The sequence below is a fragment of the Pontibacter kalidii genome (assembly GCF_026278245.1).
GTDB lineage: Bacteria > Bacteroidota > Bacteroidia > Cytophagales > Hymenobacteraceae > Pontibacter > Pontibacter kalidii.
On the sequence record NZ_CP111079.1, the window covers coordinates 4,859,874 to 4,881,937 of the forward strand.

Genomic DNA, 22,064 nt, shown 5'->3' on the forward strand with positions numbered 1-22,064 from the left:
TTATACGAGTCCTTCTTTAAGTAAGTCGTGGAGGTGAATAAAGCCCTCGAATTTACCTGATTTTGTGACAATGAGTTGCGTTATACTTTTCGCCTGCATAATGGCCATGGCCTCAGCAGCATAGCTTTCCGGTTCAATGGTAAGCGGCGACGGCGTCATGATATCCGTGGCGGTGATGCCTTCCACCTTTTCATACTTGTTCAGCATGCGGCGCAGGTCACCGTCGGTAATGATGCCCACTAGCTCGTCAGAGCCGTTTTTAACGACTGCCGTGGCTCCCAGGCGCTTAGACGAAATCTCAATAATAATCTCCCGGAGTGTTGCGTTCTCCTTTACGCGGGGCGACTCATTTTGGGTATAAATATCTTCCACCTTCAGGTAAAGTCGCTTCCCCAGCGAGCCGCCCGGGTGCAGGGTGGCAAAGTCGGAGCTGCTGAAACCGCGCGCCTCCAGCAGGCTTACGGCCAGTGCGTCGCCCAAGGCAAGCGCCGCGGTGGTGCTGGTGGTAGGGGCCAGGTTGTGCGGGCAAGCCTCGCGCTCCACATTGGCGTTAAGTATAAAATCGGCGCTCTGGGCCAGATAAGAATCCGTGCTGCTAACAAGAGCTGCCAGCCTGGAACCTTTGCGCTTTAACAGCGGTACAAGTACCTTGATTTCAGGGGTGTTGCCGCTTTTGGAGATGCAAATCACGAAATCCTCCGGCTGGATCATGCCCAGGTCGCCATGGATTGCGTCGGCGGCGTGCATAAACAAGGCAGGTGTGCCGGTGGAGTTTAGGGTTGCTACGATTTTTTGGGCTATATTAGCACTTTTACCGATGCCAGTGACCACCACCCGGCCCCTGATCTGCAAAATGGCTTTGACGCAATCCTCAAAACTTTCGTCGATAAATTCTGCCAGTCTGGCGATTGCCTCGGCCTCGGCGGTTAATACTTTTTTTGCGGTAAGAGCTATATTATTAGGGAGATTCAAGTTAAATTTGTGTTAGGGCACCCCTTTGGAGTGCGTTGCAACAAGATTAAATTTTTGCAAGATTACATGTCTATTCAACAAGAGGTCAATCTCAAGAACAAATTAAAAGAAGTTTTTGGGTATAATCAATTCAGGGGGAATCAGGAGCTGATAATAAACAACATTATCAACGGGAAGAATACCTTTGTGATTATGCCTACGGGCGCCGGCAAGTCGCTGTGTTACCAGCTGCCTGCCCTTTCTTTGCCGGGCACCGCCATCGTTATCTCGCCGCTGATCGCCCTGATGAAAAACCAGGTGGACCAGCTGAACGCCTTTGGGGTGAACGCTCACTTCCTGAACTCCACGCTTTCTAAAGCAGAAACGAACAGGGTAAAGAAGGAGACGCTGGCCGGGGAGGTGAAACTGCTGTATGTGGCGCCGGAGTCGCTAACGAAAGAGGAGACGGTGGAGTTTCTGCGGGCCTCCAATATCTCTTTTGTTGCCATAGACGAAGCACACTGTATCTCGGAGTGGGGCCACGACTTCCGTCCGGAGTACCGCCGCATCCGGGGCATCATCGACCAGATCGGCAACCTGCCGATCATCGCCCTCACGGCCACAGCCACGCCTAAAGTACAACTCGACATCCAGCGAAACCTGCAGATGGACGAGGCCTCGGTGTTTAAATCCTCGTTTAACCGTACCAACCTGTACTATGAGGTGCGCCCGAAGCATAACACCAAAAAGCAGCTGATCCAGTACGTGAAGAAGCACAAGGGCAAGAGCGGTATTGTGTACTGCCTGAGCCGCAAGAAGGTAGAGGAGATTGCAGAGCTGCTGCGCGTAAACGATGTGAAGGCGCTGCCTTACCATGCCGGCCTCGACGCCAGCATCCGTATGGCCAACCAGGACGCCTTCCTGAACGAGGAAGCGGACGTGATCGTGGCCACCATTGCCTTCGGTATGGGCATCGATAAGCCGGACGTGCGCTTTGTGATCCACTACGACACGCCCAAATCCATCGAAGGCTACTACCAGGAGACAGGCCGTGCCGGCCGCGACGGCCTGGAAGGCAACTGCATCATGTTCTACAGCTACGACGATATCGTGAAGCTGGAGAAGTTCAACAAAGACAAGCCCGTTACTGAGCGCGACAACTCCAAGCTGCTGCTGCAGGAGATGGCTGCCTACGCCGACTCGGCCGTGTGCCGCCGCAAGCAGCTGCTGCACTACTTCGGGGAGACCTTTGAGAAAGACTGTGGCTTTTGCGACAACTGCCTGCATCCGAAAGAGCGCTTTGAGGCGCAGGAAGAGGTGCAGCTGGCTCTGAAAGCCGTGCAGCAGACCGGACAGCGCTTCAGCATCGAACATATCACACATGTGCTCACGGGCCTGCGCAACCAGTACGTGACCAGCTACGACCACGATAAACTGGAGGTGTTTGCCGCCGGAAAGGAGCAGGACGCACAGTTCTGGAGCTCCGTGCTGCGCCAGATCCTGCTGTCGGAGTACCTGGAGAAGGATATTGACAGCTTTGGGGTGGTAAAGCTGACGCAGAAAGGCGAGGCATATATCCAGAATCCGCAGCTTATACAGCTGACCAAAGACCACAACTACGACCAGGAAGTGAAGGAGGACGAGGAGAAGGAGGAAGCGCAGGCATCAGCCGGCCACGACGAGGTACTCTTCGATATGCTCAAGAACCTGCGCAAGAAGCTGGCCAAGGAAAAGGGCCTGCCGCCCTACGTGCTGTTCCAGGACCCATCGCTGAAAGAGATGGCCACCGTATACCCGACCACCCGCGACGAACTGGCGCATATTGCCGGCGTGGGCATGGGCAAGGTGCAGAAGTTCGGCAAGCCGTTCCTGGACATGATCACCAAGTATGTGGATGAGAATGACATCGTGACTGCCTCCGATGTGGTGGTGAAGACAACGGTGAACAAGTCTAAGATCAAGATCTACATTATCCAGCAGATAGATAAGAAGGTGGACCTGGAGGAGATCGCCGCAGCGAAGGACCTGACGATGCCGGAGCTGATCGAGGAAATAGAGCACATCTGCTACTCGGGTACCAAGCTGAACCTGAACTACTACATCAACAACATACTGGACGATGAGCGCCAGGAGGAGGTGTACGACTACTTTATGAACGCGAGCACCGACAACATTGCCGTGGCCGTGAAGGAACTCGGAACCGACGACTACACCGAGGAAGACCTGCGGCTGATGCGCATCAAGTTCCTGTCGGAGTACGCCAACTAGGTAGATACAGGTATAAATTGATGCAAGTATAGCGAAATGAAGTATAAGAGCGGCCGGGCGTATCGGCCGCTTTTTCGTTTAGCAGCCCGAAAGTATAAATCTGTGGTATAAAGCGTTAAATGTGCTGTACGTGCCAGTATAAATCTTTAACTTCGCACCAGTGCACGAAACAGTTTTGTACCCGTAAATCAATAATCCAACATAACATTATGAATGTACTTGTGATAGGATCTGGCGCCCGTGAACATGCCATAGCATGGAAGCTGAGCCAGAGCGAGTTCTGCGACCAAGTATTTGTAGCGCCAGGCAATGCCGGCACCGCTGAGTTCCATACCACTGCCGCCGTGGACATCCACGATTTCGAAGAGCTGGGTAAGTTCGCTGCCGACTTCAACATCATGATGGTGGTGGTGGGCCCCGAGAACTCCCTGGTAGAGGGCATTCACGATTATTTTGCGCAGTCGGAGTACCTGAAGCACATTCTGGTGATCGGCCCCAAGAAGGCAGGCGCCATGCTGGAGGGCAGCAAAGATTACTGTAAGTCGTTCCTGCAGAAGTATAACGTGCCTACCGCCCGCTACCAGTCCTTTACCGAGGCTACGTTTAAGGAGGCCGTGGAGTACCTGAAGCAGCAGAGCTTTCCGACGGTGATAAAGGCCGATGGCCTGGCAGCCGGCAAGGGAGTGATCATTGCGCAGGATTACGAGGAGGGCTTCGATGCCCTGGAGTCCATGTTGCGTAACAAACGCTTTGGCAACGCCAGCAGCAAGGTGGTGATTGAGGAGTACCTGCAGGGGATAGAGGTATCCGTGTTTATACTGACCGATGGTAAAAGTTACGTGCTGCTGCCGGAGGCGAAGGACTACAAGCGCATAGGCGAAGGCGACACCGGTTTGAACACCGGCGGTATGGGCGCTATCTCGCCGGTCCCGTTTGTAGATGAGGCGTTCATGCAGAAAGTGAAGGAGCGCGTGATAGAGCCGACGCTGCGCGGCATGCAGGAGGAGCAGATGGATTACTCCGGTTTCCTCTTTATAGGTTTGATGAACGTGAACGGCGACCCCTACGTGATCGAGTACAACGTGCGCTTGGGCGACCCGGAGACCGAAGCCATCCTGCCGCGCATCAAGTCCGACCTGTTCATGATGTTTAAGGCCCTGCACGACCATACCTTAGCAGACTATAAGCTGGAGATTGACCCGCGCACCGCGACCACGGTTATACTTGCCTCAGGGGGGTATCCGGAGGGTTATGAGAAGGGCAAGGAGATAACTGGGCTGGAGAATGTGCCGAAGGATGTGCTGGTGTTCCATGCGGGCACCTCCATGCTGAACGGCAAGCTGCTGAACAGCGGCGGCCGCGTGTTTGCCGTTACCGCCCTAGGCGACACCATGGAGGAGGCATTGGCCAAGGCTAACGCAGCTGCAGAGGCCATCACCTGGCAAGACCGCTACTACCGCCGCGACATTGGCTTTGACCTGGGTAAGCTGAGCGTGTAAACAAGGTATACACAAGTATAAATAAATCAAAAGAGAGGGGGCCGGCAGATGATTCTGCCGGCCCCCTCTCTTTTGATACTTTCCTGAAGCTTAGCAATATGCCTCGAAGGCACCTTGCAGGTTATCCACCACGCGGTTCAGGTCGTTACCCTCAATGTGGTAGCGCTCGATCATGTGCACCAGTTCGCCGTCCTTAAACAGGGCGATGGATGGGGATGACGGAGGGTAAGGCAGCATGAACTCGCGGGCCTTGGCCACGGCGTCCTGCTCCATGCCTGCAAATACCGTTACCAGCTTGGCCGGTTTCTTATCAGAGGCAGCCACCGCCATCTTAACAGCAGGGCGCGCCTTGGAGGCGGCGCAGCCGCATACAGAATTTACCGCCAGCAGTACAGTGCCGCCAGCCTTAATCGCCTGCTCCACTTCCTCCGGGGTCATCAGTTGCTCGAAACCGGCAGAGGTAAGGTCCTCACGGATAGGGGCAACCATATATTCAGGGTACATTGCCATAATAAATCGGGTTAAATGTTTAATACCATGCAAAGTTAACAAATCTACACCACAAAAGATACAAGCAACGGGCGAGGCAAAACGTGTCGTTTCTCCTATAACACAGGATACAATATGAAAGCCACATAAAATAGCATTGTTAAAGGTATTTGCCCCCTCACCACAACATCTGTATCCTTAGTAAAGTATAAGATGTTTAACCCCATATGACTGGCCATGGCATAGGAGGAGAGACCCTTAAGAGGATACTATGCAGGGATTTTAAGCCTGTGACCGAGATATGGTGCGTTGTAACGCAAAGATGGCAGGGAACCGAGAACGCGGAAAAATATTACCAAAGATCACAGCTATGATGTCTTCACCTCATCCTGATACACGTGGCGCCTATGTGCGTTACTTCTACCTGCCCGCGAGTAAAGACCGCTATGCAGAGGTTATCGAGGTGCTAAACAGCGACTCAGAAACGATTGAAGTGCCAATGCGGGAAGAGGATGTGGAACTACAAGCATTCTTTGTCCGGCCCCTGTCGGAAAGGGAGGCGGAGGCCTATGAAAAAGCGGAAACCTGGAAGCTGTTTAACTCCTGGGAAGAACTGAGGCAGGACCACTTCAAGTTTGGCCTACCGGAAGAACTGATGGAGCAACTGCTGCGGTTCCGGGGCCGTTTCGACCTGCACGAAGAGATGGCGGCGTAGACGGCGAAAAGTATAAAGCCTCCAAAACAAAAGCCTGAGAAAGCATATAGCTATTTCTCAGGCTTTTGTTTTGGAGGGAGCTGAGTTACCAGCATACTTTTTATACTTGGTAAGCAGGAGCGGAAAGCTAAGACAACTTATCCAGGATATGCTCTCCCAGTACGATATCGGTTACCTTAATATGGGAAATCTTAGCGTCTTTTGCCACGCTGCCTGTCTGAAGCACAGCTATTTTATCGGAAGGGGAAACCTCTGCTAAACTGGATATGCCTGATTTTGCCAGGCCCTCTGCCACCTCATGATGCAAGGCTTTCACAGAGCTTGGATGTGTCACCATGTTCCGGAAATCAGCAAGCAGCGTAAAAGAAGGTTTAGTCAGTGCTAATGCATTCTTCCAATCTGAGAGATAGGACGGTACCACCTCAGGAGATTTCCAGTAACCATCTATGCGGAAGTAAAGGCGGTTTCTTTCAGCTGAATATGCTATTTCGTAGAATTGATTGCGAGCTATTGATAACATCCTCTTAAACTATAGTAACTATACAAAGGTAGGGTTTGAAGTAGAAATCTAAGGCATTTAACGCGAAATAATCCGAATCGTTCGCTTCTGTATTACCTTGTCCCTGCCCAACTGCCAATAGCAGCAGGAACGAGAGATAATACACATTTCCTAGAACAAGCTGGGTTCACTTGCTTCATCGCATGCCATACCTTGAACAGTACCTGAGACCTTGATAAGTATAGACAGTTACATTTCCCAGCACTTCCTGAGCGCATGTTTCAAGTTTCCGCGGGAGGCTACGCGCAATAAAAAAGCCTCTCAGCACATGCTGAGAGGCTTTTCGGTGGTCACGAAGGGAGTCGAACCCCTAACCTTCTGATTCGTAGTTTTATCTAAGTGATATATAGGTGTTTCGAGATGTTTATAAATGTTCGATTCTGAGCTGTAGAGGCCGTTTTTGACTCTTGTTAGTAGCTATCGTTTCTTGACATTCTAGCGAAATGTATGCAAATTGTATGTACATCGTATGTACAACAAATGGTGAAAAGTATGAAGCAAAAAGTCTCCACTGCCATCATTCTTGACACACGCAGATCGCATAGTGATGGCCTCTATCCCGTAAAGCTAAGGATCACCTATCAGCGTAAGCAAAAGTACTACCCGGTTATCAACGAGAGGGGGGAGCCCTATCGATACACCTTAGCTGAGTTTGAGAAAATACGTAACCCGAAGGCTCGTGGCGGCTACAAAGAAGTTAGCCTTAGTCTGGACAAAGCAGAACACGCAGCATTAGAGGTGATCGAGAAGCTGCCGGTCTTCAGCTTCGAGGCTTTCGAGAGCAGGTACGTAACAGATTATAAGAAGGGAGATGTATTTGCCGCATACCGATACAAGATTGCGGAAATCAAAAAAGAGGGGCGGGCTGGAACAGCAAGCAATTACGAATGCTCCTACAAATCTCTGCTCGAATTTTGTAAAAATAAGTCCCTGCCGTTCACTTCAGTTACAAAAACCTTCCTGCAGGCATACGAGAAATGGATGGTAGGATCTGGTAAATCTTTGACTACCGTCGGCATATATCTACGCCCTTTGCGTGCCGTTTTAAATGACGCCATAGCATCTGGAGAGGTTAATCCTGAAATGTATCCTTTTGGCAAAAGAAAGTACACTATCCCGGCTAGCCGCAATATTAAAAAGGCGCTTACCATAAGCGACATTGAGAAGATCGTTACCTATGAGCCCAAGCATGACGGGGAGGCAAAAGCAAGAGACTTGTGGTTTTTCTCCTACCTGTGCAACGGTATCAATGTGAAGGACATGGCTCGCTTAAAGTATGAGAATATCACAGGTGACGAAATTACCTTCGTTAGGGCAAAGACGGAACGAACGAACAGGCAGAATATAAAACCTATTGTTGCTGTCCTGACCCCTGAGATGAAGCAAATCATTAAACGTTGGGGCAATAAACCTGCTAAGAGCGATAGTTACATTTTCCCGATCCTGAAGAAAGGGCTATCTCCGGAGGAAGAGCTGGCTCAGGTACGATACGCAACGAAGGCCATAAATAAGTACATTAAAAGGATAGCTGCAGAAGTAGGCATAGAAAAGAACGTGTCTACCTATACCGCGCGCCATTCTTTCTCAACTGTACTCAAACGCTCAGGCGCCTCAATAGAACTTATATCAGAGTCTCTCGGACACAGCGATATGAAAACAACCGAGAACTATCTGGATAGCTTTGAGAGCGATCTCAAGAAGCATTTTGCCGCTCAGCTAACAGCCTTTAGAAAGGATAGGGAAGAGGCTGAGGTAGAATAGATAGGAATATTTTATTTAGCATGAGCCTGAATACTACTAAAGAGCAAAAGAGGCTATAGAGCATTGTTTTTGGGGTACTAAAAAACTAGGGAGAACCATCCCGAAATGGGGACAAATTCCCCCTAAGCTTTTAAAAATTAGTACCTCATTCAGTAGTATTCTCCGGCACAGCCATCGAGCCGTGCTTAGAAATTAAATCTTCACACATCTCATCGAATTGTACCCGACTTAAGTCAACTACTGCAAGAGACATTCCAGCAGCCCCTAGCTGCTGGAAATATTCTCGAGCGCTGATGATTCAGCTCCGATTAAAGTATATGGATGTTGCTTGCCCCACTTAAAGAAGCTATGCTTTAGTTTGATAATGCGGATCTTCTTCCCAAGTAAGGTTATAATCAGCCGATAATATCTTCTCCACTTGCTTGTACACCCATAGTTCGAAACTTGGGTTCAGCCATGCGACGTATTTTAATGCCAGTATCTTGTGCATCCAAGTGTCAGACACAATGCCCCAATGTTTCTTAATCATGACTGGGCTTGATACCTCTTTGCTCAGCTCTTCCATGAATTCCTTGACATGTTCTTTCTTCATGAAGTCACGGATTTTTTTATGTTCAAAACTACGCTCCATGAGACAGGCCTGTACCATATCCTCGTCGACCATGTAAAATGGGATTTCACCGTATGTATTACTTACACTAATTCCAAACTCGTTGGTATCATCCTGGCGCACAATAAGTTCACTCATATTATCCTCCTTTCTTTTGTTTGAATGATAAATTAATGACTTTGTCTGGTAGTAAATTTTTATTACCCATACCCGATTGGAGTCAATTCCTGTGAGTTAAAAACAGGCAGCCATTAGCTGATGAAACGCACACGGGCATTGAGAATTCAGCTTCAATCTCGGCTATAGATGTTGCTCGACCTTTGGCTAATTTGTTGGAGTGGGAGGAGCCTGTGCTGGTCTTAGCAAAAGTAGCGGCCTTAGGGGAAACCAATGGGTATCTGCTTGGCCTGTAGCTGGAAAGTCGTTTGTTGCTTGTGACCAGTTATTCATAGTAAACTGGTTAACACGGTTTCCGATAACTACTAAGAATTCGTTTGTCATACGCCTCTCTCATTTGGTACGACACAAAGTTAATAAGGAGGCAAGCCGGATTATTTGCGATTTATTTGCATGTTTTTTGCAGGAAAATTTTACTGTTCTCAATTAAGTAATGAGAAAGGCTAAACTTGCCATCAGGGAAAACGGATAACGTCTAAGCGCACTGGGAAGGGGGCAACTGGAAGATTTCTACAAGCTTGGGTAAAGTACCTTTTGGGCACTCCGAAGGGAGGGTTGCTTAAATTTTGTGGCGTTTATGGGCTAGAAAGATTGTTAACTACGCCACACTCATATTGTACTCCTTGTACCTGGCTTCAGCCTGTTCCATCACCTCATCCAGTATCTCCTGCAGCTCGGCTTTTACCTTAAAGCGCAGCACCTTTTTCACGGCTAGCTGTAGCTGAGCTTTGGTATCGTCCTTCTTGTACCAGTCGGGCTGTGAGGCGCTTTTCTTTACTTCGGCCAGTATCTTCTGCACCAGCTCTTTTATCAGGTCGAAGTCTTGCACGGCGTTGGGGTGTTTGGCCAGGATCTCGTAGAAGGCTTCTTCCTCTTCAGTAAGCCCCAGTTGGTTGCGGCGTTCGTCCTCTTCCTGGATATGCCTGGCTACTTCGCGCAGCTTTTCCATGGCTACCAAGCTGTCAAAGAAGTGGTTGTGGTAGTCGGAGATGATGCGTTCCACTTCCTCTTTCAGCTTCCTATACTTGACCAGGTTCTTCATGGAGCGCACTTTTATTTCATCATTCATGATCTGGCGCAGAAGTTCTAGTTTCAATTCGTTGCCAGTCTTCTGCTCTTTAGCCGTAGCCAGGAAATCGTCGTTGATGATGGAGATGTCGAAACGCTCAATTCCCGCCATCTGAAACACATCCACCACGTCCTCGCTCTCAATAGAGCGATGGATCAGGTCCTTAATCTGGCCCTGCGATTTTTTGATGTTAGTGCTTGGGTACTTTACCTTCCGTACCGCTGCACCAACGTGTTGGAAGAAGATTAGGTCTAAGGCAATGTCGTTGATGCTGGCGTGGCTCTTGACAATAGGAGCGAGGCTGCTGAGCTTCTTCTCGTTCAGCATAAAGGCTTTGCACCGCTCATCCTCTGATACCACATAGTTTGTGGCCTGGCTGACCAACTTGATTTTGTCCGAACCAGCCAGGGCAGGCCAGGTGATATAGTTAAAGTCTTCCGGCATCACTTCCTGCAAGAGGTGAATTACTTCCTGCGTGAGCGAATATGCCTCTTCAATATCAAAAGTCACTTTGCCTTCGCCGCCTGCGGAGGTATACTTCTTCGTCGCATCGCGCAGCTTGTCGCCGATACCGATGTAGTCTACTATCAGGCCGCTGGGTTTGTCGCGGAAGACGGTGGCGACGCGGTTGACGGCTTGTATCAGGTTGTGGCCGCTCATTACTTTGTCGACATACAAGGTGTGCATGGCGGGGTTGTCGAAGCCGGTGAGCCACATGTCGCGCACGATCACAAGTTTTAGTGGATCATCCGGGTCTTTGAAGCGGGCTTTGATACCTTCCATCTGCTCTTTGCTGCGCACATGCGGGTTCCAGGCAACAGGATCTTTGGCGATGTTGGTGGTCATGATCACGGCTACTTCGGGGCAGCCTTCCAGGGCGGAGAGGGCGTCGTAGAGCTTCATGCAATTGCGGCGGCTCATGCACACGATCATCGCTTTGCCGCTCAGGCTCTTCTCACGTGAGGTATAGTGCTGCAGGATGTCGCGGGCGATGGCTTCTACGCGCTCTTTGGCACCGGCTGCATCTTCCATGGCGGCCCACAAAATGCGGTTCTTCTCGTGCTCTTCCAGACCGCCGGTTATCTCTTCGGCTTCTTCTTCAAGTTGCTCGTTGCCCAGGTGTAGTTTGGCCAGGCGCGGCTCGTAGTAGATCGGCACCACGGCTTTGTCTTCGGTGGCCTGGCGGATGTCGTAGGTATGGATGATGTCGCCGAACACGGCTACGGTGTCGGCGTCTTTGCTGTCGACGGGCGTGCCGGTGAAGCCGATGAAACTGGCCTGCGGCAGTGCGCGGCGCAGGTTGTTGGCAAAGCCCTGCACCAGACCGTACTGTGTGCGGTGGCACTCGTCGGCAATTACGATGATGTTGTCGCGGGTACTGAGGACGGGGTGCTCCAGCTCGCGGCCGGTGGCGGTGTCTTTCAGGTTAAACTTCTGCACGGTGCTGAACACCACGCCGCCGCTATCGCCGCTGAGCAGGCTGCGCAGCTCGTCGGTGGTGTTGGCTATACGTACATCGCCTACCAAGTCTTTGGCGGCCACGAAATCGTCGAAGAGCTGGCGGTTGAGGTCGAAGCGGTCTACCTGTACTACAATGGTCGGGTTCTTCAGCTCGGGCAGCTGGCGCAGAATACCGGTGTAAATGGCCATGGTAATGCTTTTGCCAGAGCGGGTGGTGTGCCATACCACGCCAATGCGTCCGTCGCCGTAGGGCTTCACCGACTTGAGCGTTTCCTGCAGGGCATACTGTATGCCGAAGAACTGGTGGTACTTGGCGCCTTTCTTGATCAGCTGGCCCTTGTCGGGCTCGTGGAAGATATAGTGGCGCACGTATTGCAAAAGGCGCCCGGGCACGAGCAGGCCTTTGATGAGGGTTTCCAGCGCGAAGTCGTTGCCGACTACCTCTCGGCCGTCTATACTTTTCCAGGCGGCGAACCACTCCAGACCGCTGCTGTACATGCCGTGCAGGGTGGTCTGGCCGTCGCTAACTATAGTTAAGGCATTGTACTCGAAGAGCTGCGGAATCTGGTAGGTATAGTGCTGCACCTGGTTGTAGGCGGCTTCTACGGTGGCGTCCTGGTTAAACAGGTTTTTGAATTCGAAAAGCACCAACGGCAGGCCGTTCACGAAAATGATGAGGTCGGGAATGCGCTTGCTTTTGCCGATGATGGTGAACTGGTTGACGACCAGAAATTCGTTCTGCGATATGTCGTCGTAGGCGATAGGGTAGAAGTGTCCGAAGTGTTGTCTGCCCGTATCGTCTTTCCAGGTTTTGCTGATGCCTTTGCTGAGCTTGAGGTGGAAGGCGTGGTTGCGCTGGTGCAGGTCGGTGCCAGAGTTGTAGAGGAACTCCTGCTTCAGCTCGGCCAGCACCTTTAGTGGCACCTGCGGGTAGCGGCGCTGCAGAAATGCCCCAAACACGTCTTCGAGCACGGCTTTGCTCAGGTCGCGCTTTATCTCGGACCCGTGTTGGTAGGTATAGGGCTCCAGTTCGCGCAGCCAGGCAATGGCCGCTTGCTCAATGGCTTCTTCAGCTAAGTACTGGCTCATGCAGCTCTTCCGGTTTGATTTGCATTACATCAATTTCTCCCGACATGAGTTTGGGAAGGAGCGTGTCGCGGAGTTGGGTAAGTTTTATACTTTCCTTTTCGTTTAACACCAACTTCTGGAATAGCGCATCTACTTTAGCGTCAAATTCCTCAACTAACTCAACAGGAGGTATACTTAAATCTATACTTTTGAAAACCGATTTGCTGATTTCAAGGAAGGTAGAGCCGTTTGCATTTTGGATGATCGTACTCATGTTCTCTTTTAGCCAGAAAAGCATGAAGTAGTTTGAGTATCCCTTCTCGCAAAGTATGGCAATGTACCCCTGATTGATAGCAACAGGTATTTGCGTAATAGCAAGGTATCCAATTGGCGCTCTTGATGAAAGAAGCAAAGTGCCAACAGGTAGTAAACCAGAGCTGATTTTCTTTAGTCCGGCTTCTGTGATTTTCTTTTCTGTATCGAGTAAAACAGGAAATCTTACAGATGATAAATCTTTAGGCGAAGTCCAGTTTATACTTCCATTCCAGAATTCAGGCTGTTTTGTACTTGGAGTAGTGCCGCCCTTAACATCAACTATATCGCCCAGCTTTCCTTCACGCCATCCCTCCGGCAGATTATCTTCATCAATTCCATCCACAAAATACTGCCGGAAGAGCGTTTGCGCCATTTGCTCCAGCGTTTGGTTCATGCGGCGGTTCAGCTCTATTTTGTCATCCAGCGCAGATAAGATTTCGGCTATGCGGTATTGGGAGGGGAGATCGGGTAAATCAATCTCTACTTTTCTTAGTTCAGCTGATTTTATACCTATAACCGTTGTACCAGTAGCAACAGCTTCCATGCGAGCCTGCATTTCTTTTGTCTGCAGGCTATACTTTAGGTAAGTATTATCAAGTATATCATTCTTACCACGTAGCGTAATCAATCGCTGACCAACTACAACTTTATGCTTGAATTTAAGCTGTGCAACTTCACCAAGGGGAGCTTCAGTAGTTAGAAGAACATCTCCATACTCAGGTATACCGCGAGTCATCCACTTATCATAGATAGCTTCTGGCACAAATTCGTTAGGCTCATTGATAGAACCGCTCTTAACTACTTTAGCTGTAATCAAAGGTATACCAGAAGAAACCTTTGGTGGTGTTTTGCCTCGATAATCTATGAAGTCGGAGATTACTTCTTCTAGTTTATAGGTATTCCAGTTGGTCATTTATAGTTCCTGCCTTAAATTGATATTGTATTCTGGGGACCAACCTCTTACATATAGAAGCTATACTTTAACTGCATAGGATCGCTATCATTCATGTACTTCAAAATTGCTCCAACGTTTCTTGCACATTCAATTGTAATTGGTAGTCTTCTATCGAACTGAGTATTATTCCAATTCATTTTAGTTAAAGCTAAAATCTCATCACATATAATATCAGGGTTTTCATCATGTCTAAATAGCCTAATCTCAATAGGATTCGGGATGTATTGCCCTGTATATGTTTCATAAAATGGTACAGATCCTCTCGTATATAGTACATGATTTTCCTTACTAAGCCTCAAATGTGTTCCTCTCAAAACAGGATAATCATTTTCACGAAAGAGCCTAATCCCAGATCTTTCATTTATTGTTACCAAATCTAAAGCTCCAACACCATGTTTATTTATTGCAGCAGCCTCAAACCCAGCAATTTCAGCATCATTGAAATTTGATGTCTTATGTAACACAAGCCTTTGAGGCGGAATAGTACCTATAGCTTCTTTATATTCCGTAAGAGCATTGTCTAAAATTTCGTAGGCTTGTGACTCAGTTAAATGAGGTGTTCTATCATTTCTTTTAATAGTTACTTCTCCACCTCTTAAAATTACTCCTTTACCAAGCTCGTTAAATATTTGTGCTACACTTGTTTGTGTTGTTTGTCTATCCCTACTTTTATAAAAACCTATTCCTGCATAACAAACGATATTAGACGACTTTACCATAGCCCATGGTATACCTGATGCTTTATAATAGAGTGCTGTGAAAATGTTCCATGCAATGGTTGATGGATCCTGCATTTCACCGCTTGGCTTGGTTATCCTATCTCTAATAATCTGGATAGGTACATTATATTGCATAGATTTCGCCTTCAGAAGGCTTCTGAAATTCTGCTCTCTTTCGCTATTGCCCTCATCCTCTAAAGAATCTTGTAAATCATCTAAAATATCTTCTGAATCCTTTTTTAAGTCTACCTGTTGATTTAATAAAGGAACAAGCTTCTCAGGAAGAACACATATGATCACATCAGGTCTTTTATTCTTAGATAAAAACTTAATATGGCTAAGGTACAAATCAGCAACTTCAGTAATCCTATCTTCTAAATTATTATACTCTTTAATAATCTTATCAAAGTCAGAATTATTGATTTTTTTTGTATAAGTTTCATCAAAGGCTAATTCTGAATAAAAGCCATTATCCTTATTAAATCCACAAAAATTAGGATAAAGTTTTGGGTGTTTTGCCTGCCGTTGAACTGGTGCAACAACTTTATCTCTACAATTTTTTAACCAATCTAAAACTTCATCAACGCTGTCGCTTCTGCCAATTATTCCGACATTAATTTTCTCAGGTCTTACTTGTTTATCTATATCGTAAGGTGCAAAGTTATAGATACCCTGACGCGGACATTCAAATCTCCCACCTCTACCAAATTCTAATAGAGGTTCTTTAATATATCTTAAGTTCATTCCCAAACTTCTAATTGATTGTCATCTGATTTTTTTTCTCGAATTGGCTTCCAATCTTCGTCGTTTATAACTGGATTGAACTTAGCAAAAACTGGAGAATGAATTATTAAACTATATGGTGTAGTTAATGTTGAGAATAAAGTATTTTCATTTTTAGTCTCAGAAAGGTGAGTACCTATAAATTTAAAATCTGAGAAAACTGATTTATTTGCCTCTAATCGTTTGATCCCGGTTAAGTAATCCTCTGAAAAGCGGCTTCTCTTATAACCGTCACTTGTAAAGCTCCACGTTGGTCTTATAGCTAAATACCACTTACCTTCAAAGTTTCTAAGAGATGTAGTAAAAGCCAGATGTCTAAAGCAAATTATATGGTTTTTATCTTTGTCCCATCGCTCATATATTACTTGCCTCTCTGATTTCTTTTTATCTTTAGTCCATTCAATTTTTACCGATTTAGCTAATTTACCAGCTTTATATCTATATAATTCTTCCTTTTCAACCCACTCAAATTTCTTTTCTGCAAATCTTTCTCTTAGAGAGAAATTTAGAAGACTAACAAATCGCTTTTTGTAATCTTCGTTCAACTCATAAAACTCATTGCTATCTATTTCCTCAACTTGATTAGTAACAAGCTTAGATAATATTTCTGTATCATCTCCTAAGTTTCTGAAAGTAAATAATTTATTTTCTGAAACTATCCAGTCTTGGCAGTACTTGTTCCCATCTTTATCATAGCTATTAATAGCTTCTTTAACTAAATCTCTATCACTGATGTGTCGAGATTTTCTTCCTAATCCCTTTTTTCTTCTATTAGTTATCCTCGCTTTTAGCAGCTTAGTATCTATATCTAAATCTGAGTAGTAGATAGTACTTGGTATGGAAAGTTCTAAAAAGTTAAAGTATACTTTCTCCGACTGTAATTTTTGAATATCAAAGTACTGAAGTTGTTCTTTTCTTTGATCTATTTTTTCATCAGTGAATTCACTACTTAAGCTTTTCTCAATTCTTCTTATCTTTTCAACATTATTTATCTTCTGTATCCTTTTATAGAAGCTGATGTTGTCAATTATATGCTCATCAGCATCAAATGAAAAGTGACTGTTTATCAAGGTGTCAATAGAGTCCGAGTTATAGGAATTCTGCTTTTCAGTTAAGATGAAGAAATAAAGCATATCAAACTGCTCATATCTCTTATCTTTAATAAATTGCTGAATTGTATTCTTAATTTTTGTAATTGATGAAGTAGATGTTACTTGAAAGGCAATTCGGTTCTTATAATCAACTAAGTCTACAGCAGACAAATTCTTCTCTTCGTAGTTGCCATTTAAGAGATTTACATCAAACACTTCATTGAGTAAAGGGATAAGAACATTCTCGGAGTGTAAGTGAAGATTATACTCACTATTAGCAGTCGCAATTTCTATTTCAGCCTTAAATCTCGCTAAAGATTGCTGTATACTGGTAAGGAGTATATTTCTGTTCATCTTAATTTTTGTTCAATAAGTAAAATCAAATACTAAACCCAATCCCCTCCAGATTCTCCCGAATCAGCTTCTCCAGCAGGGCGCTTTCCTCAAGCTGAGCAGCCAGTTCGGTAGTCAGCAGCTTCATTTTCTCATCAAACGGCACGCCGTCATCTTCCTCAACCTCGGAGCCCACGTAGCGGCCCGGTGAGAGCACGTAATTATTGGCGGCTACTTCGGCTAAGGTAGCGGCCTTGCAGAAGCCTTCGGTGTCGGTGTAGCTGCCGCCCAGGTTGCGCCAGGTATGGTAGGTGTCGGCAATGCGGGCCACGTCGGCATTCTCGAACACACGCAGGCGGCGGCTGGCCATAGTACCCAGTTTGCGGGCATCAATAAAGAGGATATCGTTTTTGCGCTCACGGTGCTCGCCGTCGCGGCCATCGCGGTTCTTGCTCAGAATAAAGATACAGGCCGGTATGCCGGTGGTCAGGAACAGCTTGTCAGGCATCTGCACAATGCAGTCTACCATACCTTGCTGAATCATGTGCTCGCGTACATTCTTTTCGCCGGCGCTTCCGGTGGTCATAGCGCCATTGGCCATCACCACGCCTGCCGTGCCGCGCTCCGAGAGGTGGTGCCACAGCGTCTGGAACCACATGTAGTTGGCGTTGCCAGGTGTGGTAAAGGTGTCTTTAGAACCGAAAAGTCTCGGGTCGTTGTCAGGCAATAATTCCGGGTGCCAGTTGCTGATGTTGAACGGCGGGTTCATGAGGGCGTAGTCGGCCTTCAGGTCAGGGAAGCGGTCCTGCAGCAACGAGTCGCCCAGCTTCACGTCAAAGGAGAGGTTGCGTAGCAGCAGGTTCATTTTGCAGAGGCGTAGCGTGCCTTCGTAGCGCTCCTGCCCGTAAATGGAGATGTCGTTTTTGTCGCCGCCGTGCGCCTGCAGGAACTTCAGGCTCTGCACAAACATACCACCCGAGCCACAGGCCAGGTCCATGATGCGGCCTTTGAGCGGCTCCAGCATCTCCACGAGCAAACGCACCACCGAGCCTGGCGTAAAGAACTGCCCCGCACCGGAGCCTTCGGCCATGGCAAACTTGCCGATGTAGTACTCATACACGCGGCCGTAGATGTCGGATTCGGGGTTGTTGATCTCGGAGAAATTCTCTTTGGAGAACAGGTTGATGAGCCCGGCCACCTGCGTAGGGGAGAGCTGGCTTTTCACGAAAATCGGCTCCAGCACGCCTTTGTAGTCGGGGTTGCGCTTGCTCAAAATCTCGTCGATCAGCACAAAGGCCTGGTCCACTTTCACCTTGATGTCGTCCTGCTCGGCGTTCTCGCGCAGGTAGGTCCAGGTAGCTTCTTTTGGCAAACGGTACACGTTCTTTACCTGGTACTCCAGTTCGTCTTCCAGCACCTCGGTCTGCTGGTGCTGTTCTATGTTATAGTAGTCGCTTTGCGGGTCTGCAAACGATAGCTGCAGCTCCTGCTTGCGTATCTCAAATCGCTCGGAAAGGTGCTTTAAAAACAGTAGCGACAGCACATAGTCTTTGTACTGGTTCTCGGCTACAGCGCCGCGCAGTTCGTTGGCAGCATTCCAGAGTTCGTTTTCAAAATCTATATCTGCCTTGGGTGCAGCGGCAGGGGTATTCTTCTTGGCCATGTAATCTTGTACTCGTAGTTAAAACTAGAGTACAAGGTACAGAAAACTGTATAATGTTTAGGTGTATATATAGATCTTTTTAGATGATGTAGATATTGAGAAGAGTTTTTCGGGAGCTAACAGTGGGGGCGTACACTTGTCCAGTTAATAAATGATCTTTTATAAAAGATGGCTACCAAACTATGGTACCTACATACGTATCCCGTTTATCCTGTAGAGTTTGCACCACCTATTGGATGCTCGCTCTTGTACGGCCCATCTCTACCCCTACGGTCTTTTATAACATATTACCTATTAACAATATTTAATAAACCTTTGTACTGTAGGAATCATTGATCCCACGTGTAAATAAATGGATGAAAACTGTTTTTAGGAATGGTACCGTCCGATGGTTGGAAGGGGAGAAGAGGAGTGCTCTATTGAATAGACACAGATGAGGGAAAATGGGCTCGACAGCAAGAAAGACGCTAGAGGCGCTGGGAAGAAGCTGTTATCAGAGCACTTGCATAGCAGCTGCCAACAGAATCGCATAACGATACATCCGACTTTCCTTGGGAACAATAGAGTATTGTGCTCGGGAAGATTAATCAGCCTCTAATCCCTGCTTTAATAAGGCACTTGTGTGGGTTTAATTGTAGCCTTATCGTTATGTGCGGCAAACCCCTGCTTAGCTCTTTACCTTCTGTATAAGGCAGGAGTGTATTCAAAAAAAGGTATCCGGAAGCATGCCCATCTCACGCTCTCCTGCGGTTGCTCCTGTACAGGGAAAATTGTATTCAAGTAATCATTAGTTAATTTGAATACTTTTGTTATATTAGCCCTATCTCCAAAACTTCTCACGTCAACACCAAGAGGACAGTTATGAACAGAGTTGCTATATTGGTTAGGGTGTCCAAGGCAGACCAGAGCTACGACAGGCAGGTGACAGAGCTCACGGAGTATGCCGCCTCACAGGGCTACCAGGTCATAGAACTGATCACCGAAGCCGTATCAGGGGTTAAAAAGAATTCAGAGCGCAAGGGCATACAGCGCCTGCTCAGACTGGCAGAGGGCAGGAAGATCAACAAGGTACTGGTACACGAGGTGACCAGGCTAGGCCGGGACACGGCGCAGGTGCTGGCTACTCTGGAAGCCCTGCACGCGCTCCAGGTGAGTGTAGTGGTGAAGAACTATAATATTGAGACGCTCAACCCTGACGGCACGGTAAATGCCATGGCCCAGTTCCTGCTCACCATCCTGGCAGACATCGGACGCATGGAGCGCATCACGTTGATCGAGCGGGTGAAGTCGGGGCTGGAGGAGGCTAGGCGCAAAGGCAAAGTGCTGGGCAGGCCGCAGGGAAGTACCAAGGATATTGTCAGGTCGCACCCGAAGGTAGTCCGCTATCTTAGGGCGGGGCAGTCCATCCGGGAGACGGCCAAACTCTGCGGGGTGGGGGTGAGCACCGTGCAGCGGGTAAAGAAGGCGCTGGCATGCTAAAGGAACTCTTTCCTTCCAGTGAAGGCAACCATTAGTACTGGAAGGTAGGGGCTGTCAGGAGTACATCCCGTGCTCGAGGCACACCAGCACGTTTAACACCTGCTTTCTTCTTTCCGGGGTGTCCAGCCAGTCAACAGGTTTCACATTCCCCAAGGCTGTGTTCCTGGTGTTGAGCCACTTCTGAAAATCGTCCTCATCCTCGAATACCTCGATTCCTTTTATTGCGATAGGGTCATCTAGCTTTAGAGGTTGGGGCTGTGGTTCAGTCTTAAAGCCTAGTCCAGAAGGCTCGGCAATAAGCGTCTCCAAGGAAAAACCCAGCCCACGGTGCAAGTTGCGGATTATCTCCAGAGACAGTGGGCGTTTTCCATCAAGCACCTCCGTGACGCTTTCCTTGCTGCCTATATAGGGCACCAAGTCCTCGTGACGGAGCCCTAGCTCCTCCATGCGGACTCTGATGTACTCAATCGGGTCAGGTTCATCGATGGGATAATGCTCTTCCTCGTACCTGCTGACGAGCATGGAAAGGATCTCCAGCCTGTCCCAGTCAGGTGTGCCAGGCACAGCGTTCCACAGTGCTTTGATTTGCCTAAGTGCGTCCTTGTAATCTTCTTCGTTGCGGATGAGTTTTATTTCCATAGCTAAATATCCTAAATTACCCTTTATACGACAAATCCTTAAGGTTCTTTATGTAAGCACGATTGGTCAAGGGCACGTTTCAGGAAACTACAGTAGAACCTGGTTTGGAGGAACTACTTAGCTGTAAGTACCCCCCCATGCGCAAAAAAAAAACAGGGGGCCACCCTGTCCTGGCGGTATGGCCACGTATAAAACCCGCCCCATTTCGACCTTTCCGGCCCTTTCCCGGCCCGCTGATCGCATTTCCGGGTGCTGGACGATGCTTCCATCGCGCAAGCTGGCGACCGCTCCAAACGCCCCTTTTTGGCCCTTTTGCGGCTGGCATGGCGTGAGAGGGGCGGCTCCGGTACCCCCCCCTGTCCTTTCGGATCCGTTTTTAGGGTTTTTACGAAGGCAATTTTCCGTTCCCGGCCCCGGCCCCGTTTTAGCTTTTTGCAGAAGGTGCTCATTCCAGGGAGGCCTCCTCCGGTCGCGCACTTGGGGAGAAGTCAGTAGAGGCCATAGTACTCACCTGGAAACGAGCCGTAAGCGCTGCGGAGGTCTCACATGGTGATGAAGGGCCGAACCTTAAGTCGCCCGAAATCCGATAAGGAGGTTCAAACGTCAGAGTTTGCCAGCATTATCCCAAACTAGGGCGAGGGCATGGTTGGTACAAAGAGCGGCCGTGCTATCCTTAACCAACCGCCGTATACGCGACCCGTATGTACTGTGGTGTGAGGGGTGCACTGGCAGTCAATTGGCTGTCAGCCATCCACTCGATTGGCGTTTTACTTGTTAGCTAAAAGCAGGCTCAGATGCCAGTTTAGTTGTGTTGGTATAACGTCTTGTGCAGCTGATGGGCGAAGCGTTGCTGAGCCTAAGCGCTGCACTTTGTTAGGCGACTTCCTTTTTCACTTCTTTTTAAATTCCTTACTTAGCTTATCAGTGTAGACTTTGGCTGGCTGTTTCAGGTTGTGCTCTCTGTACTTATTGTCTTTAGCAAAAAGAAAATCTTCTATATATATTTCCTGCTTCCTATCGGCAGAGACAAGTGTCAACTTCTCGAAACCATGATGAATTTCTTCATATTCGGTTTTAAATTGTGAGCCAAAGATTTTACTCTTGTTGCTGAGTATCTCTTTGAATAATGTAGGATTGCTAAACTCCTTCACTACATCTTCAATACAGCAACCTATTCTCTTTGTAAAATATTTTCCCCCTTCCGCCCAAATAAGGTAAATGTCACTACCGCTGTCTTCACAATTACAGTCAACTTCTCGGAGAAATTCACAGCCAAGGCAGCCGCTCTCATAAATTAGCACCTGTTCAGCTTTTTTCTCAGTTATTAAGTGTTTGGATTGAGCTTCTGCTATGCTGTCAATATTCAAGTGGATTATCTCCTGACCATGGGCATAGCCAGCAGAGAGAATGAGCAGAAAGATGAAGAATATTGTTTTCATTTATAATTTGGATACCGCCTA

Annotated in this window: 16 protein-coding genes; 5 read left to right on the plus strand and 11 right to left on the minus strand. The window is 47.9% G+C overall.

Annotation, left to right across the window (positions count from 1 at the left end; translation table 11 throughout):
• A complete protein-coding gene (locus OH144_RS20615; RefSeq protein WP_266204136.1) occupies window positions 1–972 on the minus strand; it encodes a KpsF/GutQ family sugar-phosphate isomerase in 972 nt (323 codons plus the stop codon).
• A 66-nt stretch (window positions 973–1,038) separates the two neighbouring features.
• Here OH144_RS20615 and recQ point away from each other — a divergent pair, with 66 nt between their 5' ends.
• Window positions 1,039–3,219 (plus strand): DNA helicase RecQ, encoded by a 2,181-nt coding sequence (gene recQ / locus OH144_RS20620; protein WP_266204137.1) that lies wholly within the window; start codon window positions 1,039–1,041, stop codon window positions 3,217–3,219.
• Between the two features lie 209 nt (window positions 3,220–3,428).
• Window positions 3,429–4,718, plus strand: coding sequence for a phosphoribosylamine--glycine ligase (purD, locus tag OH144_RS20625; RefSeq protein ID WP_266204138.1), 1,290 nt, complete (start codon window positions 3,429–3,431; stop codon window positions 4,716–4,718).
• A gap of 90 nt (window positions 4,719–4,808) precedes the next feature.
• Here purD and OH144_RS20630 read toward each other — a convergent pair whose 3' ends face one another.
• A complete protein-coding gene (locus tag OH144_RS20630; protein WP_323670679.1) occupies window positions 4,809–5,222 on the minus strand; it encodes a BrxA/BrxB family bacilliredoxin in 414 nt (137 codons plus the stop codon).
• A gap of 355 nt (window positions 5,223–5,577) precedes the next feature.
• Between OH144_RS20630 and OH144_RS20635 the strand changes: the two genes are divergently transcribed.
• Window positions 5,578–5,922: a hypothetical protein gene (locus OH144_RS20635; protein ID WP_266204140.1), complete on the plus strand. Its 345-nt coding sequence runs from the start codon at window positions 5,578–5,580 to the stop codon at window positions 5,920–5,922.
• Window positions 5,923–6,049: 127 nt separating this feature from the next.
• Here the strand turns inward: OH144_RS20635 and OH144_RS20640 are convergent, their stop codons facing one another.
• Entirely contained in the window at window positions 6,050–6,442 is a 393-nt protein-coding gene (locus tag OH144_RS20640) for a hypothetical protein (protein ID WP_266204141.1), read from the minus strand.
• Between the two features lie 531 nt (window positions 6,443–6,973).
• Between OH144_RS20640 and OH144_RS20645 the strand changes: the two genes are divergently transcribed.
• Window positions 6,974–8,242, plus strand: coding sequence for a tyrosine-type recombinase/integrase (locus tag OH144_RS20645; RefSeq protein ID WP_266204142.1), 1,269 nt, complete (start codon window positions 6,974–6,976; stop codon window positions 8,240–8,242).
• Between the two features lie 346 nt (window positions 8,243–8,588).
• Here the strand turns inward: OH144_RS20645 and OH144_RS20650 are convergent, their stop codons facing one another.
• The 6 genes from OH144_RS20650 to OH144_RS20675 all read right to left on the minus strand — a co-directional run bounded on the left by OH144_RS20650 (window position 8,589) and on the right by OH144_RS20675 (window position 18,486).
• Window positions 8,589–8,990 (minus strand): KilA-N domain-containing protein, encoded by a 402-nt coding sequence (locus tag OH144_RS20650; RefSeq protein ID WP_266204143.1) that lies wholly within the window; start codon window positions 8,988–8,990, stop codon window positions 8,589–8,591.
• A gap of 637 nt (window positions 8,991–9,627) precedes the next feature.
• Window positions 9,628–12,648 carry a type I restriction endonuclease subunit R gene (locus OH144_RS20655; protein WP_266204144.1) on the minus strand — a complete coding sequence of 1,007 codons (3,021 nt, stop codon included), beginning with the start codon at window positions 12,646–12,648 and terminating at the stop codon, window positions 9,628–9,630.
• Window positions 12,629–13,855, minus strand: a complete 1,227-nt coding sequence (locus tag OH144_RS20660) for a restriction endonuclease subunit S (protein WP_266204145.1) — start codon at window positions 13,853–13,855, stop codon at window positions 12,629–12,631. Before OH144_RS20660 ends, OH144_RS20655 begins: the two co-directional genes overlap by 20 nt.
• 47 nt (window positions 13,856–13,902) lie before the next feature.
• A complete protein-coding gene (locus tag OH144_RS20665) occupies window positions 13,903–15,360 on the minus strand; it encodes an argonaute/piwi family protein (protein ID WP_266204146.1) in 1,458 nt (485 codons plus the stop codon).
• Entirely contained in the window at window positions 15,357–16,844 is a 1,488-nt protein-coding gene (locus OH144_RS20670) for an SMEK domain-containing protein (protein WP_266204147.1), read from the minus strand. Before OH144_RS20670 ends, OH144_RS20665 begins: the two co-directional genes overlap by 4 nt.
• Window positions 16,845–16,869: 25 nt before the next feature.
• Window positions 16,870–18,486, minus strand: a complete 1,617-nt coding sequence (locus OH144_RS20675) for a type I restriction-modification system subunit M (protein WP_266204148.1) — start codon at window positions 18,484–18,486, stop codon at window positions 16,870–16,872.
• Window positions 18,487–19,347: 861 nt separating this feature from the next.
• Here OH144_RS20675 and OH144_RS20680 point away from each other — a divergent pair.
• Window positions 19,348–19,965 carry a recombinase family protein gene (locus OH144_RS20680; RefSeq protein ID WP_266204149.1) on the plus strand — a complete coding sequence of 206 codons (618 nt, stop codon included), beginning with the start codon at window positions 19,348–19,350 and terminating at the stop codon, window positions 19,963–19,965.
• Between the two features lie 54 nt (window positions 19,966–20,019).
• Here the strand turns inward: OH144_RS20680 and OH144_RS20685 are convergent, their stop codons facing one another.
• Window positions 20,020–20,604, minus strand: coding sequence for an antitoxin Xre/MbcA/ParS toxin-binding domain-containing protein (locus OH144_RS20685; RefSeq protein ID WP_266204150.1), 585 nt, complete (start codon window positions 20,602–20,604; stop codon window positions 20,020–20,022).
• 890 nt (window positions 20,605–21,494) lie between these two features.
• Window positions 21,495–22,043, minus strand: a complete 549-nt coding sequence (locus tag OH144_RS20690; protein WP_266204151.1) for a hypothetical protein — start codon at window positions 22,041–22,043, stop codon at window positions 21,495–21,497.
• Window positions 22,044–22,064 lie beyond the last annotated feature (21 nt).

Excerpts from the sequence above, each read along its gene's own strand:
- recQ (WP_266204137.1), top strand. The coding sequence starts at position 1,039 with ATGTCTATTCAACAAGAGGTCAATCTCAAGAACAAATTAAAAGAAGTT.
- purD (WP_266204138.1), top strand. The coding sequence starts at position 3,429 with ATGAATGTACTTGTGATAGGATCTGGCGCCCGTGAACATGCCATAGCA.
- OH144_RS20630 (WP_323670679.1), bottom strand. The coding sequence starts at position 5,222 with ATGTACCCTGAATATATGGTTGCCCCTATCCGTGAGGACCTTACCTCT.
- OH144_RS20635 (WP_266204140.1), top strand. The coding sequence starts at position 5,578 with ATGATGTCTTCACCTCATCCTGATACACGTGGCGCCTATGTGCGTTAC.
- OH144_RS20640 (WP_266204141.1), bottom strand. The coding sequence starts at position 6,442 with ATGTTATCAATAGCTCGCAATCAATTCTACGAAATAGCATATTCAGCT.
- OH144_RS20645 (WP_266204142.1), top strand. The coding sequence starts at position 6,974 with ATGAAGCAAAAAGTCTCCACTGCCATCATTCTTGACACACGCAGATCG.
- OH144_RS20650 (WP_266204143.1), bottom strand. The coding sequence starts at position 8,990 with ATGAGTGAACTTATTGTGCGCCAGGATGATACCAACGAGTTTGGAATT.
- OH144_RS20655 (WP_266204144.1), bottom strand. The coding sequence starts at position 12,648 with ATGAGCCAGTACTTAGCTGAAGAAGCCATTGAGCAAGCGGCCATTGCC.
- OH144_RS20660 (WP_266204145.1), bottom strand. The coding sequence starts at position 13,855 with ATGACCAACTGGAATACCTATAAACTAGAAGAAGTAATCTCCGACTTC.
- OH144_RS20665 (WP_266204146.1), bottom strand. The coding sequence starts at position 15,360 with ATGAACTTAAGATATATTAAAGAACCTCTATTAGAATTTGGTAGAGGT.
- OH144_RS20670 (WP_266204147.1), bottom strand. The coding sequence starts at position 16,844 with ATGAACAGAAATATACTCCTTACCAGTATACAGCAATCTTTAGCGAGA.
- OH144_RS20675 (WP_266204148.1), bottom strand. The coding sequence starts at position 18,486 with ATGGCCAAGAAGAATACCCCTGCCGCTGCACCCAAGGCAGATATAGAT.
- OH144_RS20680 (WP_266204149.1), top strand. The coding sequence starts at position 19,348 with ATGAACAGAGTTGCTATATTGGTTAGGGTGTCCAAGGCAGACCAGAGC.
- OH144_RS20685 (WP_266204150.1), bottom strand. The coding sequence starts at position 20,604 with ATGGAAATAAAACTCATCCGCAACGAAGAAGATTACAAGGACGCACTT.
- OH144_RS20690 (WP_266204151.1), bottom strand. The coding sequence starts at position 22,043 with ATGAAAACAATATTCTTCATCTTTCTGCTCATTCTCTCTGCTGGCTAT.